This is a genomic window from Bacillus sp. Marseille-P3661 (assembly GCF_900240995.1).
Taxonomy (GTDB): Bacteria; Bacillota; Bacilli; order Bacillales; family Bacillaceae_J; genus OESV01.
The window spans coordinates 365,186-382,012 of record NZ_LT965954.1 but is presented as its reverse complement, the minus strand read 5'-3'; the positions used below and the strand labels follow the sequence as shown (position 1 = coordinate 382,012).

Below are 16,827 nucleotides of genomic sequence, written 5' to 3'. Positions count from 1 at the left end.
AAATAACATACTCTATAGTAGTACTTAATTAAATAAGCTTATCAAGAGTGACGGAGGGAACAGGCCCAATGAAATCCGGCAACCATCAATTCGTTGAAAGGTGCTAAATCCTGCAGGTGCATTTAGTACCTGAAAGATAAGGTTAAGAACGTTATTAAACTCTTTTTCCTTGTCGGAAAAAGAGTTTTTTTAGTTAAATTACAAAATTTCCAAGGGGGAACTATAGTGAGTAACGATATTTTGTATAAAGGATCTTATTTCTCAAGAATAGGTGAGCTGGGAGATTTAAGTGCAGACGCATTTAAAGCGTTCTTGAATTTTGACCAAAAAGCATTAGCTCCAGGTAAATTATCTGGTAAACTAAAAGAATTAATAGCCGTTGCCGTTGCCCATGTAACAGGCTGCCCGTATTGCATCGAGGTTCATGTTAAAAATGTTAAAAAGCAAGAAGCTACAAAGGAAGAAGTTGCGGAGGCTATCTTTGTAGCAACAGCATTAAAAGCAGGTGCTGCATTAGCACATAGTGTCAACGCACTAAATACATATGATGGTCAAGGAGATAACGAATTATATAAATCTTCTTATTTTAACCGTTTAGGTGAATTATCAAAGCTTAATCCAAGTGCTTTCCAAGCTTTTGTAAAATTTGATCAAGAGGCATTAAAACCAGGATTATTAAATAAAAAGGAAAAAGAACTAATAGCCGTTGCTGTTGCCCATGTAACTGGTTGTCCGTATTGCATTGAGCTTCATACAAAGGGTGTTAAAGATGCCGGAGCTGACAAAGAAGAAGTGGCAGAAGCAATTTTTGTAGCGACAGCATTGAAGGCAGGATCAGCAATAGCGCATAGTGTTAATGCTTTAAATGCATTTGATAAATAATAGGAAATTAGTTGACTTAAAGGCAATTTATAGTATATACTCCTTTTATGATTTAAAATGCTAACAATTTAATTGGATAAAGAAAACTCTTATCAAGAGTGACGGAGGGAACAGGCCCTATGAAGTCCGGCAACCATCAAACAATCCTAGTTTGTAAGGTGCTAAATCCTGCAGACTTTAATGTCTGAAAGATAAGAGGAGGTCCCCCCTCTTCTTATGAAGTGGGGGTTTTTATGTTATTTTAATACAATTATTTTTATCGAGTTTTATTGCTAGTTGTATAGTGAATTTCACTAATCTTTTGAATCGTTAAATAGAGTTTATATATTTGCTTAGGAGGAATCACAATGACAAAAGAATTTAATACGTATGACTTAGAGACTGTATTACTGCATGGTGGACAGTCACCAGATCCAACTACTGGTTCACGTGCGGTACCAATCTATCAAACTACTTCATATGTGTTCCATAATACAGACCATGCACAAGGACTATTTTCACTTGATGAAGCTGGTAACATCTATTCAAGAATTGGAAATCCGACTGTTGATGTATTTGAAAAAAGGGTTGCACTTCTTGAAGACGGTGTAGCTGCTGTTGCTACTTCATCTGGGATGGCTGCCATTGCTTTAGCAATTATGAATATTGCTCATGCGGGTGACGAGATTGTTGCAGCAACTAATCTATATGGTGGTACCTATAATCTATTTGCTATTACACTACCTAAATACGGAATTAAGGTTAACTTTGTAGATCCAACTGACCCAGAAAATTTCCGAAAGGCTATTACAGATAAGACAAAAGCAGTTTATGGGGAAATTATTGGAAACCCTAGCTTACATGTTCTTGACGTTGAAGCAGTTGCTGATATTGCGCATGAAGCGGGAGTTCCATTGATTGTCGACAGCACATTTGCAACACCATACCTTTGTAAACCAATTCAATGGGGTGCAGACATTGTTGTTCACTCCGCAACGAAGTGGATGGGCGGTCACGGAACATCAATTGGTGGTGTTGTAGTTGATGGTGGACGATTTAATTGGAATAGCGATAAATTCCCTGGTTTTACTCAACCAGACCCAAGTTATAACGGAATTGTCTATGCAAACGAATTTGGTACATTAGCTTATATTACAAAATTAAGAGTTCAACTACTACGTGACTTTGGTTCATGTCTAAGTCCACATAATGCATTCCAATTATTACAAGGTCTTGAAACACTTCATCTTCGTATGGAAAAACATGTTAGTAATGCACTTGAAGTTGCGAACTTCCTGAAAAACCATCCAGCGGTTGAGTGGGTTTCATATCCAGGGCTTGAGGAGCATCCTGCTCATGAATTAGCGAAGAAATATTTACCGGACGGTGCTGGTTCAATTGTAAACTTTGGTATTAAAGGCGGCCGCGACACAGGTAAACAAGTTATTGATAATATCGCGTTATGGTCACATGTAGCGAATGTTGGTGATGCAAAGTCGTTAATCATCCACCCAGCCTCAACAACTCATCAACAATTATCTGCTGAAGATATGAAGAAAACGGGTGTAACAGAAGAGCTAATTCGTTTATCAGTTGGTATTGAGTCGGTAAGAGACTTAGTAAATGACTTAGATCGAGCATTCTTTGAAGCGACAGGCATTTCAACTAAAGGTAATGTGAAAGGTGAAGTTGCAGTCAATGATGAAGGTGTGATTCGTTGGGCATTACAATCACCATTTTTACAAGAAGAAATTGATGGAAAGCTTGTTCAACGCCCTAAGAATTTAGCAGTAGTAGGTTTAAGTGGCAATCCGGCTCGTCCAAGTTATCGATTAGCAAGAAAAATGCAACGCTTGGGCTATAAAATCATTCCTGTAAATCCGAGAGAAACTGAAGTTCTTGGTGAACAAGCATACCCAGATTTAAAATCAATACCGGGTCCAATTGATGTTGTTCAAGTATTCCGTAGTCCTGAAGCTGCAATTGAAGTTGCGAAGGAAGCGGCAGAAGTAAATGCTCGAGTATTTTGGTTACAAGAAGGTGTTATCTCACCTAAGGCCGTTGAAGTTGCAAAAGAAGCTGGTTTAGAAGTAGTACACAATCGTTGTACGTATAAAGAAACACAACGTTTACGCGGTACGATCGTAACGTTTGCTTGCGAACTATAAAAAATAAGAAAGCAAGGGATGCTTAAATGAAAAAATTAATAGGATTCGTTTTAAGTGCCTTGTTACTAGTAGGTGTGGTGGGCTGCTCAAGTGATGCAGCCCCTAGCACCTCTGAAAACAAAGGCGATGGCGTAGAAAAGCCGAAGAAGATTGTGCTAGATTACGCTTATTACTCCCCAACTAGCTTAGTACTTAAAGAGTTTGGCTGGGCGGAGGAAGCATTTGCGGAAGATGACATTGAAGTTGAATTTGTATTGAGTCAAGGTAGCAACAAAGCTCTTGAATTTTTAAATAGTAATAGTGTTGATTTTGGCTCCACAGCAGGTGCGGCAGCATTAATGGCGAAAGCTAAAAATGCTCCAATCCAATCGGTTTATATTTATTCAAAACCAGAATGGACAGCACTAGTAACAACTGAGGATTCTAGTATTGGAGCAATTGAAGATTTAAAAGGCAAAAAAGTAGCAGCTACAATTGGTACGGACCCTTACATTTTTTTACTTCGTGCCTTAGATCAAGCAGGTTTAGCTGAAAGCGATATTGAACTAGTAAGCTTACAACATGGTGATGGTGCATCAGCTTTAACGACAGGTCAAGTAGATGCATGGGCAGGATTGGATCCGCATATGGCCAGAGTTGAAGTTGAAACGAATGCCGAGTTATTCTATCGAAATACTGAATTTAATACGTATGGCACTTTAAATGTACGTAATGAGTTTGCAGAAAAATATCCGGAGCAAGTGAAAAAGGTAATTGAAGTCTATGAAAAAGCTAGAAACTGGGCACTGGAAAATCCTGAGGAATTAGCAGAAATCCTTGTAAAACATGCGCAAATTTCTCCTGAAGTTGCCAAAATTCAATTAGAGCGTAATGATTTCTCAGCACCTGTTCCTGGTGATAATCAAATTACAGCGTTAGTATCAGCAGGCGAAGTATTACAAAAGAGTGGGATTATTGAAGAAAATGTTGATGTTACAACTTTGGTTAAAGAATTGATTAATCCAGATTTTGCAAGTGAAGTAATAAACTAAAGTTTTAAGGGTGCTGTGACAGTACCCAACATTCTATATCTTGTGCAAGCGCCTAGCCTCTTGGGGCTGGTCAAGGCGCTTGCGCTTTTCAAAAAAGAAAGGGGAACCATCTCAATGGAAAGAAATAGTGTGCCAGTAACCCAAAGTCTTCCGCTAAAAAGAAAAAAAACTGTTCAATTATCTAATAAATTAGTACCTGTTTTATGGGGAAGCATTCTTCCATTGATCTTATTGATTGTTTGGGAGTTTCTAAGTAGAATTGGAGTTTTTCCAACGCACTTATTACCAGCCCCAACTTCAATTTTGGGTAAAATTAATGAAATGGCACAGGACGGTACACTTTGGGGCCATCTTGGGATCACATTATACAGAATTTTCTTTGGATTCTTAATTGGTGTAGTTTTCGCTGTTATTCTTGGTGCTATTGTGGGCTATATCAAGAGAGCTGAACAAATTCTTGACCCACTATTCCAAGCATTCCGTTCGATACCATCTTTAGCATGGGTTCCTCTATTTATATTATGGATGGGGATTGGTGAACCATCTAAAATTACATTAATCGCAGTTGGTGTGTTTTTTCCGGTATATTTAAACATTGTTTCAGGTATTCAAGGTGTAGATCGAAAATTAATTGAAGTTGGAAGAATCTATAATTTAAATACCTATCAATTGATAAGAAGAATCATATTACCTGCATCATTACCGTCTTTTTTAGTTGGAATTCGTAGCGGTCTAGGCCTAGGATGGATGTTTGTTGTAGCTGCTGAATTAATGGGAGCTAGCAAAGGAATCGGTTATTTATTAGTATACGGACAAAATACGTATTCACCGGAACTAATTATCGCAAGTATTGTTCTATTTGCGATTATGGGTAAACTAACGGATTCAGTGTTGAAGGGCTTAGAAGAGAAAGCATTACATTGGCAAGATAGCTTTACGAAGAAGGCTTAAGGAGATGAAAGGAAATGCTAGCTATTGAAAATGTAACCAGAACCTTTAATAATGGCGCTGGTTTTAAAAATATAAATTTAACAGTAAATGAAGGTGAAGTTCTTGGAATTCTCGGTACAAGCGGGTGCGGAAAAAGTACGCTGCTGAGAGTTTTAGCAGGGCTTGACCAAGGCTATAACGGAACGATAAAAATCAATGATGATATCATCGATTCTGTTCATGAAAAAATTGGGATGATTTTTCAAGAACCTAGATTAATGCCTTGGCTTACAGTTATTGAGAATGTTGCGTTTGGATTAAAAAATGCTCCAGACCGAAAAGAAAAAGCAAAGCACTATATTCAATCAGTGGGTTTAGCGGGATTCGAAAGCCATTATCCAAAAGACTTATCAGGTGGTATGGCCCAACGGGTTGCAATAGCAAGAGCACTCGTAACGGCGCCAGAAATCCTGCTACTAGATGAACCATTTAGCGCATTAGATGCTTTTACGAAAATGAAACTACAGGATTTGTTACTGTCCATTTGGCAGGAATATAAGTCAACATTTGTATTGGTTACACATGATATTGACGAAGCATTATATTTATGTGATCGCGTACTGATATTACGCGGCCAACCTGGTGAAATCTATGAAGAATTAACAATTGATGTTCCAAAACCGAGGTCGCGAGGAGATATTAAACTTGCCCAATTAAAGGAACAAATACTCAATCATTTGGACTTATCTCGTACAAATTAAATATTAATAGAGGAGAGTTTTTGAAATGGCAACTACAGTACACGAACATTTATTACCTGTCGAAGGTAATTATAATCTAGTAAATTATGAAAAAACACGTGCTGACTTTTCATGGGAAGAAGTGAAAAAACAGTTTTCTTGGTATAAAACAGGGAATGTGAATATGGCCTATGAATGTATCGACCGTCATGTTGACGATGGATTCGGCGATAAGACTGCTTTTCATTATGTAAATGGTGATGAAGAAGTAATCTATACTTTTAAACAGGTTAAAGAAAAGACCGATCATCTTGCAACAATTTTAAAGAAACATGGCATTAAAAAGGGCGATATAGTTTTTGTCTTTTTACCAAAACATCCTGATTGCTGGTTTGCAACACTTGCTGTTATCAAACTTGGTGGAATTGTTGGACCATTATTTGAAGCGTTCATGGAAGAAGCGGTCAAGGATAGAATGGCAGATTGTGAAGGCAGATACTTAATTACGGATAAAGATTTAGGTAAACGAGTTCCAAGACATGAACTACCTGCTTTAGAGAAAATCTTTTTAACAGAAGAACTGGAGCTTTGCACAAACGGCGAAATCTCTTTAGTTGAAGAATATAAAAATACAACGAGAGATGATCAGGTTATTGAATGGGTGGACTTTGAACACGGTTTGAATATTCACTATACAAGTGGATCGACAGGTAAACCCAAAGGAGTAGTCCATGCTCATCGGGCTATGATTCATCAATATGTAACTGGGAAATGGGTTCTTGATATTAAGGATGATGATGTTTACTGGTGTACAGCACATCCAGGCTGGGTAACAGGAACTGTCTATGGAATTTTCGCACCTTTATTAAATAGGGCTACAGTTGTTATTAATGGCGGCCGTTTTAATGCTCAATCATGGTATGGAACGATTGAAAAGACAAAAACAACGGTATGGTACAGTGCACCAACAGCATTTAGAATGTTAATGGCTGAAGGCGATGCGGTTACAAAAGAATACGATTTATCATCATTACGTCATCTATTAAGTGTAGGTGAACCGTTGAATCCTGAAGTTATTTACTGGGGCCAAAAAGTGCTAGGAAAAAGAATTCACGATACATGGTGGATGACAGAAACTGGAGCACAATTAATAGTTAATTTACCTTCTCAAGTGATTAAACCAGGGTCAATGGGTAGAGCTTTACCAGGAATTGAAATTGCTGTTCTTGATGATGATGGACAAAGGTTACAACCAGGTGTAGTTGGACATTTAGCAATAAAAGCCCCATGGCCCGGTATTATGAAGGAAATATGGAAAAATAAAGAAAAATATGAATCGTATTTTAGATTTGATGGTTGGTATATTTCTGGTGACCTAGCAACGATTGATGAAGATGGTTATATATTCTTTCAAGGTCGCAGTGATGATATGATAAATTCTTCTGGAGAAAGAATCGGACCTTTTGAGGTTGAAAGTAAGTTGATTGAGCATCCAGCTGTAGCAGAAGCGGGTGTAATTGGAAAGCCAGATCCACTTCGTGGGGAAATTGTTAAAGCATTTATTGTTCTAAGAAAAGGATATGAACCTAGTGACAGTTTACTTGAAGAGATTAGACTCTTTGTAAGACAAAAGCTAGCTGCACACTCTGCTCCTCGTGAAATTGAAATCATGGATGAATTACCTAAGACACCGATCAGTGGCAAAATTTTAAGAAGAGAGTTGAAAAGCCTTGAGATACAGAGACTTGGAACAAACAACTAGTAGCGAAAATCAAGGTATTACGCATAGCTCAATTTATCTAGGAGACTTTATAGTAGAATCAGGACAAACTCTTAGTCATTTAGAAATTGCATATGAAAAAACTGGAAACAAGAATAATCCTATTATTCTTGTTTGCCATGCTTTAACGGGAAATCAATTTTCAGTTGGTACGACTGAAAGTCCTGGCTGGTGGAGTGAATTCATTGGCCCAGGACTTTTTGTTGATACTGATAAGTTTCAGGTTATTACCATGAATGTGTTAGGTGGATGTTCTGGTTCAACCGGCCCTACTTGTATTAATCGTGAAACAAATCAACCTTATATGGGAGATTTTCCAAATGTCACAGTTAGAGATATGGTAAAAACTCAATATCTAGCATTGCAAAAATTGGGGATAAAACATGTTCACGCAATAATAGGTGGTTCTTTAGGCGGAATGCAAGTGTTTGAATGGGGCATCATGTATCCTACTTTTGCAAACATGCTAATACCTATTGCTAGCACACCATACCTAAGTGATTATGCCATGGCTTATAACACAATTGCTAAGCAAGCAATTATTAATGATCCAAGGTGGAATGGTGGACACTATAACGTGGATGAACCAATCAAGGGGTTGGAATTAGCTCGAATGATTGGAATGGTCACGTATCGGTCGGATCACTTATTTAATGCGCGCTTTAAACGTCAACTTAAGTCAAAGGAAGAGTTTCAGATTGAATCATATCTTAAGTATCAGGGAGAAAAACTGGCCAAAAGATTTGATGCAAATAGTTATTTAAGACTGTTAACAGCTATGGATTACCATGATATAGGTCAAGGTCGAAATGGTTGGGAACAGGCGTTACAAACCATTGAAGCAAAGGTACTATTAATAAGTTATACTGGAGATTTACTTTATCCTTCACATGCAATGAAAGAAGTGGCAGAACAATTAGCATATTTAGGTAAAGAAGTGTCTTTTTTTGGGATAGATACCCAATTTGGCCATGACGGCTTTTTAGTAGAATTCAATAATTGGGCATATCTTGTAAAAAATGCAATTGAATCAGGGGATGTAAAGGAAGTGGGGCCATGCCAACCATTAATGTTGCAATACTAGGATACGGAACAGTTGGAAAAGGCGTATATCAAACCATTAATACACATCAAGAGAAGTTTTTAACAAGTTTAGGGGCCAATGTTAGAGTTGTCGCTGTACTTGTAAAAAATATTAATAGACATTCATTTAATGATGAAAATGTGTTGTTCACCTCAGATATGGATGAGATTCTTCGGCTGGAACATTTAGATGTTGTGATCGAAGCTATTGTAGGGCAAGAGCCAAGTTTTACATACTTGAAAAAATCAATCTCTCGAGGGTGCCATATTATTACAGCAAACAAGGAGATGTTCGCCTACCATTGTTCTGACTTGTTTGAATTAGCAGAACAGAAAGGTGTTTCGATTGGCTTTGAAGCAACAGTAGCGGGTGGTATTCCAATCATCCAAACATTAAATAAACTGTTTAATATTAATTCTATTTCGAGAATTGAAGCCATTTTAAATGGAACTTCCAATTTTATTTTATCCCAAATGAGGGATGCTGATTTGTCGTTCAATGATGCGTTAAAACTTGCACAAGAAAAAGGCTACGCCGAATTGGACCCAACTAATGATATTGAAGGTTATGATGCATTTTATAAAGCGATGATCCTTAGTCAAGTTTGTTTCGGAGCACAGCCAGAATGGAACAGTGTGAAAAGAGATGGAATATCACATATAACTACCGAAGTGGTTAAAAATTATACTAATAAACGTTTACGAACAAAACACATAGCTACAATATCAAACACATCTTCCGGGATAAAAGTCTCAATAGAACCTGTCACCGTTGGAGAACATCACCCTTTTTATAATATCGAAGGCGTTCAAAATGCTGTTGCAATTGAGGGTGATGTTGTGGGAACAATAACCTTATCCGGTCCCGGAGCTGGTATGTATGCAACGGCAAGTGCCATTGTTGAAGATTTAGTTCATGTGTTGTTAAGTAAAAAGGCTAATGCTATAAATACGATTAAACGAAACGATCAATTATCTGTATAGAATAGCTACATAAAGTGATGGCAGAAATAATATGCCATCACTTTTTTGTGCGTTTCTCTAACAGTTATAATGTGTTCACACCTCAGCGTCCATTCCATCTAGCACAAGAAACTTTCTTTTTATAAAAGTAAATATATACTTCACTACCGATTAAGCATGAATTGAAGTAATTAGAGCAAATTATAAATAAATAAATAAATAAAAAGGGGTTTTTCCTAATGGCAAAGAACGAAAAGTTAAATGAAGAAGCTGCGTTAAATAATAATTTAACACAAGCAGACTTGTTAATGGCCAAAAATAGTGGAGTCGAAGGTCAGTATACGAAACCACCAATGTCCGATGAGGAAAAGGCCTTTGAAATGATTAAAGATGAAAAGCTCACAGGAGATGAAGAACGAAAACGACTGCAAACATACGTTGATTTAGGAGATGTCTTCTAAGGAGGAAAAGTATGAATCAACATAAACGTGAAAAAGAAAAAGATCAATACTCAGATAAAAGGACAAGTAATCCAATTGAAGACTATAATAATGAAATGGGATTTGCTGAAGAATTATCTGATGGTGGAGAAAGAAATGAATTTGCAGAGCTACAATCGAATCAATCCTAATATAATTCAATAATGAGCATGAATATAATCGAACAGAAGTATAAATAGAGGGTAAATCAATTGATTTACCTTCTTTTTTTAGAGATAATCTAATTAAAAAAATGATTATTGTTATACTTAATTAAAAGTAGAAATATTGTTAAAGATATGAACATTGTTTGGTGTTTAATTATTTTTCTCTAAAACCCCCAAAGGTTGTGTTAAGTATTGAATGAGTGGGATGTAGCCAAAGCTGCTTTAAAACATGTAGTAATAAAATCTAATAAAAATAATTTACCTGTCACAGTTTCAATATACACTGATCAATTACAATGCATAGGTACTGGCACAGATGCAGCTGTTTTCCGCCATAAGGATGCTCCGAAGTATGCATATAAAATATTTGCTGATGATAAATTAGAGAAATTAGCGATGGAACAAAAAGTATATTTAAAATTGAAAAACCTTGGCTCATATTTTCCTCAATTTTTTGATGCCAAATCCAATTATATTGTACTAAGCTATGAAAAAGGTAGTACATTATTTGATTGTTTAATTGAAGGAACTCATATTCCACCAAACGTGCTCCATGCTGTAGATGATGCCCGTGCACTTGTATATGAAATTGGACTAAATCCAAGAGATATTCATTTGAAAAATATTTTGATGTATGAAGAAAAAATAAAAATAGTGGATGTATCAGAGTATATGAAACTAGGGGATGATCGAAGATGGGAATATTTAAAAAAAGCTTACTATGATTATTATCACTTAATTGATGGTAAAAAGATACCGTTATGGATGTTAGAAACAGTAAGGAAATGGTATTCACAAGCAAATTCCAAAACCTTTAATTATGATGAATTTGTAAACAACACTATGAAACTTTTTAAAATAGGAAATTGGTAAAAAAAGCGGTGGAGCTGTTCACTCCACCCGGTTATTCTATCGGATTGGCATTTAAGGCTTCATTAGGCAGTATAATCTTTTGTTCCTCGCTATTTCCAACTAATGTAATCTTATAAGTAAATGATTTAGGGTAGGATGTAAATAGTCCAATATCATCTGGTCTTACAGGCTTTACATCAAATGTGATTCCTATAGCACCATTGTTATTAATTGTCATAATTAAGTATGTTTTCTCTTGTTTCTGTAAACGTATACCACGGAATTCGATATCACTGAAGTCTTCAAACAACGCTTTATAGGTAATTGTCGAATTAGTTGCTTGCTTTGTTATTGTATCAGCGTCTTGTAAGATATTTTCAATCCAGTTAAACGGATCGTCTAGCGGAATAAACTCATTTAATATTCGATGCGGCATATCCCCATACGACCATTCATCACCGGATTGAATATAGAATTTTTCCGGTGTAAAAAATACATCAAATTGAAATGAAGTACCGTCGTTAAATGGTGTTGTAACTTGATAATAAGTTAAAGGCTCATTCCAATGTCCTTTGCTTTCCGAATAAATAGTGTTGTCCACGATAAAACTTGTTTCCACTTCGTAAACTTGATCATTAAGTGTATTTAATGAGCGTGTCCATTCCTTATAAATTGCGTCTTGTTTTGAGGGGAAGAAGGATAAAGAAATAGCTAATCCAATTAAAGCAAACACTAAAGGCAGGAGCCATTTTTTAATCGGTCTATAAATAGCCATCTAAATCATACCCCCCACTTTGTTGCCAATAGCCTAAATCTCGTTTTTCTTCAATTGTCATTTTAGTCAACCATTTTAATGACTTGTAACCATACATATCTGGATGATAAAGACGACACGGAAAACCTTGGATTTGTTTAAGCGGCAACCCATCCATTTCAAAAACTAACATCGCATTTTCGTCCACTAATTGGGATAGTTTATATGTTTCAAAGTATATTTCATCACCGGAAAATGCTGTGACATATGTACCTTGTGGATGAATATTAAAGTGTTCAAATAGGTTTTTTATTGTTACTCCCCTCATTTCAACATTTCTTACACTCCAACCGGTTACACAATGGAAATCGTCGACAATAGTTTCCCACTTGAGGGCTCTTAAATCCTTTAAAGATACAGTTAAAGGCTGATTAACAAGCCCGTCAATAGTTAATGACCAGTTATTTTCAACATACTTTGGGTATTCGTTTGTCACATTATAAATTCGAAAATATCCTCTACGTTTAACTTCATTTCCGGCAACTGAAAGAACGGGCAAGAACCATTTAATAATTCCACCCAAAAATAGAAATGCAATTAAGGTTATCAATGACTTTAGGAAATCACGTCTTTCGAGATTGTTTTCCCTAATCCATTCTGGAGGTTTTTCATTATATTTCCACCATTTGGGCCATGGAAGATTAAGGTTAACAGCATGACCGATCATATGAGTTAGAGCCCAGGGAATGATAATCCAAGTGCTATAATCATGAATGATAACAGCAGTGTTCCTTAGTGATGCTGATACATAGTGATGAAAGTACATCATTGTACCAGATACTACCCAGCTGCTAAATAAGAGCATATTGAACCATATATTAAATTTTTTTATTGGAGGCCGTTTTTTAGGGTACCTCAAACAGATATATAATGCCTGACTAATAATAAGCAAGGTGTATAATAGAGCAACCCAAATGTGGATTGAAACGACCGGTATATTCCATTCATTCATTTGAGCACGCATGGGGGAAATTAATAAACTTAATCCAGTGATGAGTAAGGTAAGTAAAAAAACTGCATGAAGATGATGTGTAAGGATTAACCGCTGAGTTTTCAACATTTGTTCCTCCGATGTATTTTTGATTTAAAAGCTCAAAATGTAAGCGCATTAAAAAGCGTCATAAAATTGATAAATAAAATTCGATCACTTTCCAATATTTTAATGTAAAATGCAGGTAATGAAAACAAAATAAAGTAAACTATTTACTCTAATTATAAAGGGAGAAGGAAAGAATGGATAATATTAAGATTGGCCAGGAAGTAACAACCAATAGCATTTATTTTTCGCGCTATGCTGAAACTATAATCGGTGAAGTTGTAAACATTGAGAGAGAGAAAATTTGGGTTAAAAATCAATATAATACAATTTCAATTATCAATAAACTCTGCTTAGAAGTTAAAGAACGTGTATTAAACCACTGATTGTTGATTGTTTTCGAGCTACTAATACAAATTAGTAGTTTTTTTGTTGAATTCTAAGTGTTTTTTGTTGTACTTTGGAGAACTATATCGAGAAGTTTTTTTTTATTTTTCACCCTATTTAACAAGGATTCCTTTTTATTTGTCGAAGTATATAATAAATCAATATTTTCGCTTATATAAAAAACTAAAGGAGGAGTGTGTGTGATGATAATAAGAAAGAAAATAGATGCTTTACATTTTTTAGAGAAATTCCAGGAGATAGCAAGTTTTGATGATAAAAATAGTAAACTTTATTTTATCTTTGCTGATAAAATTAGGGGTGGACAATATACACTAATGAAAAAAGATGATATATGGTCTACACATGGAAAAGGAGAATATTATTGCGATCTTAGCGAAACATACTTAAATGATATTGATGAATTAATAGATTTTATATGGTTTCATCGAGGGAAAATTAATCAATCATTAAAAGAATTACAAATCGATACCATATTGGTATAAAAAGAAATGCACTTGCTCAAAATGGAGTAAGTGTTTTTTCTTAATTTAGAAGGGATGAGTTGCTGTGGAAATTTTGTATTGGATACTAGTTAGTGCTGTAATTATTATTTCGTTTATAGGTTTGATTTATCCAATCATCCCGAGTGCTTTATTTCTCTTGCTTGCATATTTACTTTATGGCTTTCTCTTTAGCTTTGAGCCTCTAACTTGGCTTTTTTGGTCGATTCAGTTGCTGTTCATTAGTCTATTATTTGCTGCAGATTATCTTGCAAATTATTTAGGAATTAAAAAATATGGAGGTTCAAAGGGAGCAATTGTAGGAAGTACAATCGGTTTGTTAGTTGGACCCTTCATCATACCGGTTTTTGGAATTATTATCGGGCCTTTTATAGGAGCAATTGTAGGGGAATATGTAGTAAATAGAAAGTCTCTAAAAGAAACACTTAAAATAGGATTAGGTTCTATTATTGGATTATTTGCAGGTGTGGGAATGAAATTTGTTATTCAGTTAGCAATGGTTATTTATTTTATTGTTGTTGTACTATAAAGTACATTTATGAAAAGGCAAGGTAGAGGGGAGACTCCCTCTACCTTGCTTTTTCTTTCTTATATCTCTTTGTACCCAATCGTCCCATCATATTCTTCTTCGTCCACAGGATTAACACTCCAAGTTTGCTGAATTGCTTCTAAGCCTTCACCAAATCCATTATATTCATCAGCAATTAATTGTGAACCTACTTGTTTAGTTTTTGACTTTTCGTCAATGGTTCCAGTTAATTTCCCATTAAGTATTGCTTCTTCTTTTCGCATTATTTAACCTCCTTTATATAAGATTTTTCAAATACTTGAACTTATATGTAATAGAAATTAAAAAGGAGGGTGCTACTATAAGTAAACATCCTCCGCTTTTAGATTGAATTACAATATTTATGTTAGAAAAGTGTAAGTACTAAACAAACTGTCCCAAGTAAGAAACCATTAGAAACCATTAATATTCCTTTTCCCCCAATTACACTTTTTCGTTGAAAAAATCGGACAGTTTGCCATAGATTGTAGGCAAAAAGCATTGGTATTACAGCAAAATAAAACAAAATAATCCCAATCATAACCAACCCCATTACTGAACCCAAAATAGTTCCCCCTTAATTTATGAAAATTCCAACAATAAAGGAATTATATACCACTAAAAGATTAAAATCTAGTTAATTTTCAAAACAGTCAGATTATTATAAGTAGTCTATATTTTATATGTACTATAATTTTTCTTAAATTATTTATGTAGAATCATTTGAATTTGAACTTTCCCTTTATTTATTACTATTTATGAAATAAACTGTTTAGAAACAGGGAAGATTAGGAGATGGGAGGAATTAAGTTATGATTAAACTTTTTACTGATAGTGATCTCGATGGAATGGGCTGCAGTTTACTAGCGAAAATCGCATTTGGAGAACAAGTTGATGTTGAATATTGTACATATCGAAATCTAAATTACCGTGTAAAAAAGTTCTTGAGTAATCCGGAAGGTATAAATGCAATGGTTTACATTACAGATCTTTCGGTAAATGAGGAAAATGAAAAGGCTTTTGAAGGTCGTTATAAGAAGAATAAAAATATCCAAATGATCGATCATCATGCAACCGCCCTTCACTTTAATAAATATGAATGGGGTATTGTTAAGCCTGAATATGAAACAGGCCATAAAACAAGTGCAACATCCTTATTTTATGATTATTTAAAAGAGAAACAATTGATTACTCCTGAGCAAAGTTTAAATGAATTTAATGAATTGATCAGGCAATATGATACATGGGAATGGGAAGAAAATGAAAATTTAGTAGCAAAACAACTAAATGATCTATTTTCGATAATAGGTAGACAACAATTTGAGGAACAAATGCTAGAACGTTTGACAGCAGTGACTGATTCCTTTTTTTTCACTGAAGGTGAAACGTTATTACTAGAGGTTGAAGAGAAAAAAATTGAGCGTTATATACGGTCAAAAAATAGACAACTTATACAAACATTTATCAATGATTTTTGCGTCGGTATTGTCCATGCTGAAAGCTACCATTCAGAATTAGGAAATGCTTTAAATAAGCGAAATCCGCATTTAGATATGATAGTTATTATTAATGTGGGCAATAAATCTGTGGGTTTTCGGACAATCCATGATCATGTAGATGTTTCAAAATTCGCTAGTACGTTTGGCGGCGGTGGTCACCCTAAAGCATCTGGTTGTTCATTAACACCAGAAACATTCAAAACATTTGTTGTGGATGTATTTGAAATGGAACCAATTAAACCGGATCCGGAGTTCAATCAATACAATACGAAAGAATCTGAATTTGGCACTTGGTATGAAACTTCGGCAAAAGATATTATTGCTATCCATAAAAATAGTGATGAGATGTGGACAATTACCCAAAATAATACTTTGTTAGAGCAAGTTTTTGAGAGTTTTAATGACGCTGAGAATTTTATTAAAAGAGAATTTATGGCATCCTTACAATATGATAATGAAGTACTTAAACAAATCTCGACAAAACATAAAATTTCAGAAGAACAGCTGCGAAGTAATTTTGCAAATGAAATGACCAAGATTATGACAAATACTAAGGAAAGTTAGTTTATCAAAGTTTCTGTTGATATGAAAGGAGAATCATAAGCAATGGAATATAAAAATAGAGAAAGCATATTAGATGAAATGCAAAAGTCACTACAACCACTAATGCAACAGTATGATCTAGATAGCATTGGAATTTATGAAGAACAAGGTGAGGATGAAAATTATTATATAGGCTATAGTATTGAGAAAAAGGATAATTTTTTTATTATTAATCTTCCATATGTAAAGAATGAACAAGGGAATTTGGCGGTAAAAGATACGAATTGGACGATTCAGTTAGATGATCATGAAGAGAAAAATATTAAATCCTTGGATGAAGTATTTAATCGAATTGAAGAAAATATAAAGCATTAGAGCAAAAAGCCCCGGCTGGTTCATGACAGCCGGGGCTTTATTTAAGATTAA

At 35.1% G+C, this 16,827-nt stretch carries 20 protein-coding genes and 2 riboswitches; of the genes, 16 read left to right on the top strand and 4 right to left on the bottom strand.

Annotated features, from left to right (window positions below):
* The first annotated feature begins 35 nt into the window (after positions 1 to 35).
* Positions 36 to 143: riboswitch (SAM riboswitch) on the top strand.
* An 82-nt stretch (positions 144 to 225) separates the two neighbouring features.
* The 11 genes from C1724_RS12845 to C1724_RS12800 all read left to right on the top strand — a co-directional run bounded on the left by C1724_RS12845 (position 226) and on the right by C1724_RS12800 (position 11,075).
* Positions 226 to 882, top strand: coding sequence for a carboxymuconolactone decarboxylase family protein (locus C1724_RS12845; protein WP_102347922.1), 657 nt, complete (start codon positions 226 to 228; stop codon positions 880 to 882).
* An 86-nt stretch (positions 883 to 968) separates the two neighbouring features.
* Positions 969 to 1,080: riboswitch (SAM riboswitch) on the top strand.
* 149 nt (positions 1,081 to 1,229) lie between these two features.
* Positions 1,230 to 3,029, top strand: coding sequence for a PLP-dependent aspartate aminotransferase family protein (locus C1724_RS12840; protein WP_102347166.1), 1,800 nt, complete (start codon positions 1,230 to 1,232; stop codon positions 3,027 to 3,029).
* A gap of 26 nt (positions 3,030 to 3,055) precedes the next feature.
* Positions 3,056 to 4,060: an aliphatic sulfonate ABC transporter substrate-binding protein gene (locus C1724_RS12835; protein ID WP_102347165.1), complete on the top strand. Its 1,005-nt coding sequence runs from the start codon at positions 3,056 to 3,058 to the stop codon at positions 4,058 to 4,060.
* Positions 4,061 to 4,174: 114 nt separating this feature from the next.
* On the top strand, positions 4,175 to 5,011 hold the full coding sequence (locus C1724_RS12830; RefSeq protein WP_102347164.1) for an ABC transporter permease: 837 nt from the start codon (positions 4,175 to 4,177) through the stop codon (positions 5,009 to 5,011).
* Between the two features lie 14 nt (positions 5,012 to 5,025).
* Complete coding sequence (locus C1724_RS12825; protein WP_102347163.1) at positions 5,026 to 5,751, top strand: ABC transporter ATP-binding protein; 726 nt, start codon at positions 5,026 to 5,028, stop codon at positions 5,749 to 5,751.
* A gap of 25 nt (positions 5,752 to 5,776) precedes the next feature.
* The gene (gene acsA / locus C1724_RS12820; protein ID WP_102347162.1) at positions 5,777 to 7,492 is read left to right on the top strand and encodes an acetate--CoA ligase; all 1,716 of its coding nucleotides are present in this window, start codon (positions 5,777 to 5,779) and stop codon (positions 7,490 to 7,492) included.
* The gene (metX, locus tag C1724_RS12815) at positions 7,476 to 8,594 is read left to right on the top strand and encodes a homoserine O-acetyltransferase MetX (protein WP_258000383.1); all 1,119 of its coding nucleotides are present in this window, start codon (positions 7,476 to 7,478) and stop codon (positions 8,592 to 8,594) included. The genes acsA and metX overlap by 17 nt, the downstream gene beginning before the upstream one ends.
* Positions 8,567 to 9,577 carry a homoserine dehydrogenase gene (locus C1724_RS12810; protein WP_102347161.1) on the top strand — a complete coding sequence of 337 codons (1,011 nt, stop codon included), beginning with the start codon at positions 8,567 to 8,569 and terminating at the stop codon, positions 9,575 to 9,577. Before metX ends, C1724_RS12810 begins: the two co-directional genes overlap by 28 nt.
* Positions 9,578 to 9,795: 218 nt before the next feature.
* A complete protein-coding gene (locus C1724_RS12805; protein WP_102347160.1) occupies positions 9,796 to 10,017 on the top strand; it encodes a hypothetical protein in 222 nt (73 codons plus the stop codon).
* An 11-nt stretch (positions 10,018 to 10,028) separates the two neighbouring features.
* Positions 10,029 to 10,187 carry a hypothetical protein gene (locus C1724_RS25610; RefSeq protein ID WP_180994256.1) on the top strand — a complete coding sequence of 53 codons (159 nt, stop codon included), beginning with the start codon at positions 10,029 to 10,031 and terminating at the stop codon, positions 10,185 to 10,187.
* A gap of 207 nt (positions 10,188 to 10,394) precedes the next feature.
* Entirely contained in the window at positions 10,395 to 11,075 is a 681-nt protein-coding gene (locus tag C1724_RS12800; RefSeq protein WP_102347159.1) for a serine/threonine protein kinase, read from the top strand.
* A 31-nt stretch (positions 11,076 to 11,106) separates the two neighbouring features.
* On the opposite strand, the gene C1724_RS12795 is transcribed toward C1724_RS12800, so the two are convergent.
* Both C1724_RS12795 and C1724_RS12790 read right to left on the bottom strand, forming a co-directional pair.
* A complete protein-coding gene (locus C1724_RS12795) occupies positions 11,107 to 11,829 on the bottom strand; it encodes a hypothetical protein (protein WP_102347158.1) in 723 nt (240 codons plus the stop codon).
* Positions 11,816 to 12,928, bottom strand: a complete 1,113-nt coding sequence (locus tag C1724_RS12790; protein ID WP_102347157.1) for a molybdopterin-dependent oxidoreductase — start codon at positions 12,926 to 12,928, stop codon at positions 11,816 to 11,818. The genes C1724_RS12795 and C1724_RS12790 overlap by 14 nt, the downstream gene beginning before the upstream one ends.
* Before the next feature lie 173 nt (positions 12,929 to 13,101).
* Between C1724_RS12790 and C1724_RS12785 the strand changes: the two genes are divergently transcribed.
* The 3 genes from C1724_RS12785 to C1724_RS12775 all read left to right on the top strand — a co-directional run bounded on the left by C1724_RS12785 (position 13,102) and on the right by C1724_RS12775 (position 14,341).
* A complete protein-coding gene (locus C1724_RS12785; protein ID WP_102347156.1) occupies positions 13,102 to 13,290 on the top strand; it encodes a hypothetical protein in 189 nt (62 codons plus the stop codon).
* Positions 13,291 to 13,494: 204 nt separating this feature from the next.
* A complete protein-coding gene (locus tag C1724_RS12780) occupies positions 13,495 to 13,794 on the top strand; it encodes a hypothetical protein (protein ID WP_102347155.1) in 300 nt (99 codons plus the stop codon).
* A 64-nt stretch (positions 13,795 to 13,858) separates the two neighbouring features.
* Complete coding sequence (locus tag C1724_RS12775; protein WP_102347154.1) at positions 13,859 to 14,341, top strand: DUF456 domain-containing protein; 483 nt, start codon at positions 13,859 to 13,861, stop codon at positions 14,339 to 14,341.
* Between the two features lie 59 nt (positions 14,342 to 14,400).
* Here the strand turns inward: C1724_RS12775 and C1724_RS12770 are convergent, their stop codons facing one another.
* Positions 14,401 to 14,604, bottom strand: coding sequence for a hypothetical protein (locus C1724_RS12770; RefSeq protein WP_102347153.1), 204 nt, complete (start codon positions 14,602 to 14,604; stop codon positions 14,401 to 14,403).
* 122 nt (positions 14,605 to 14,726) lie between these two features.
* Positions 14,727 to 14,924 carry a hypothetical protein gene (locus tag C1724_RS12765; RefSeq protein ID WP_102347152.1) on the bottom strand — a complete coding sequence of 66 codons (198 nt, stop codon included), beginning with the start codon at positions 14,922 to 14,924 and terminating at the stop codon, positions 14,727 to 14,729.
* A gap of 247 nt (positions 14,925 to 15,171) precedes the next feature.
* Between C1724_RS12765 and C1724_RS12760 the strand changes: the two genes are divergently transcribed.
* Both C1724_RS12760 and C1724_RS12755 read left to right on the top strand, forming a co-directional pair.
* Complete coding sequence (locus C1724_RS12760) at positions 15,172 to 16,422, top strand: DHH family phosphoesterase (protein ID WP_102347151.1); 1,251 nt, start codon at positions 15,172 to 15,174, stop codon at positions 16,420 to 16,422.
* A gap of 42 nt (positions 16,423 to 16,464) precedes the next feature.
* Positions 16,465 to 16,776 (top strand): DUF5634 family protein, encoded by a 312-nt coding sequence (locus C1724_RS12755; RefSeq protein ID WP_102347150.1) that lies wholly within the window; start codon positions 16,465 to 16,467, stop codon positions 16,774 to 16,776.
* The last annotated feature ends 51 nt before the right edge of the window (positions 16,777 to 16,827 follow it).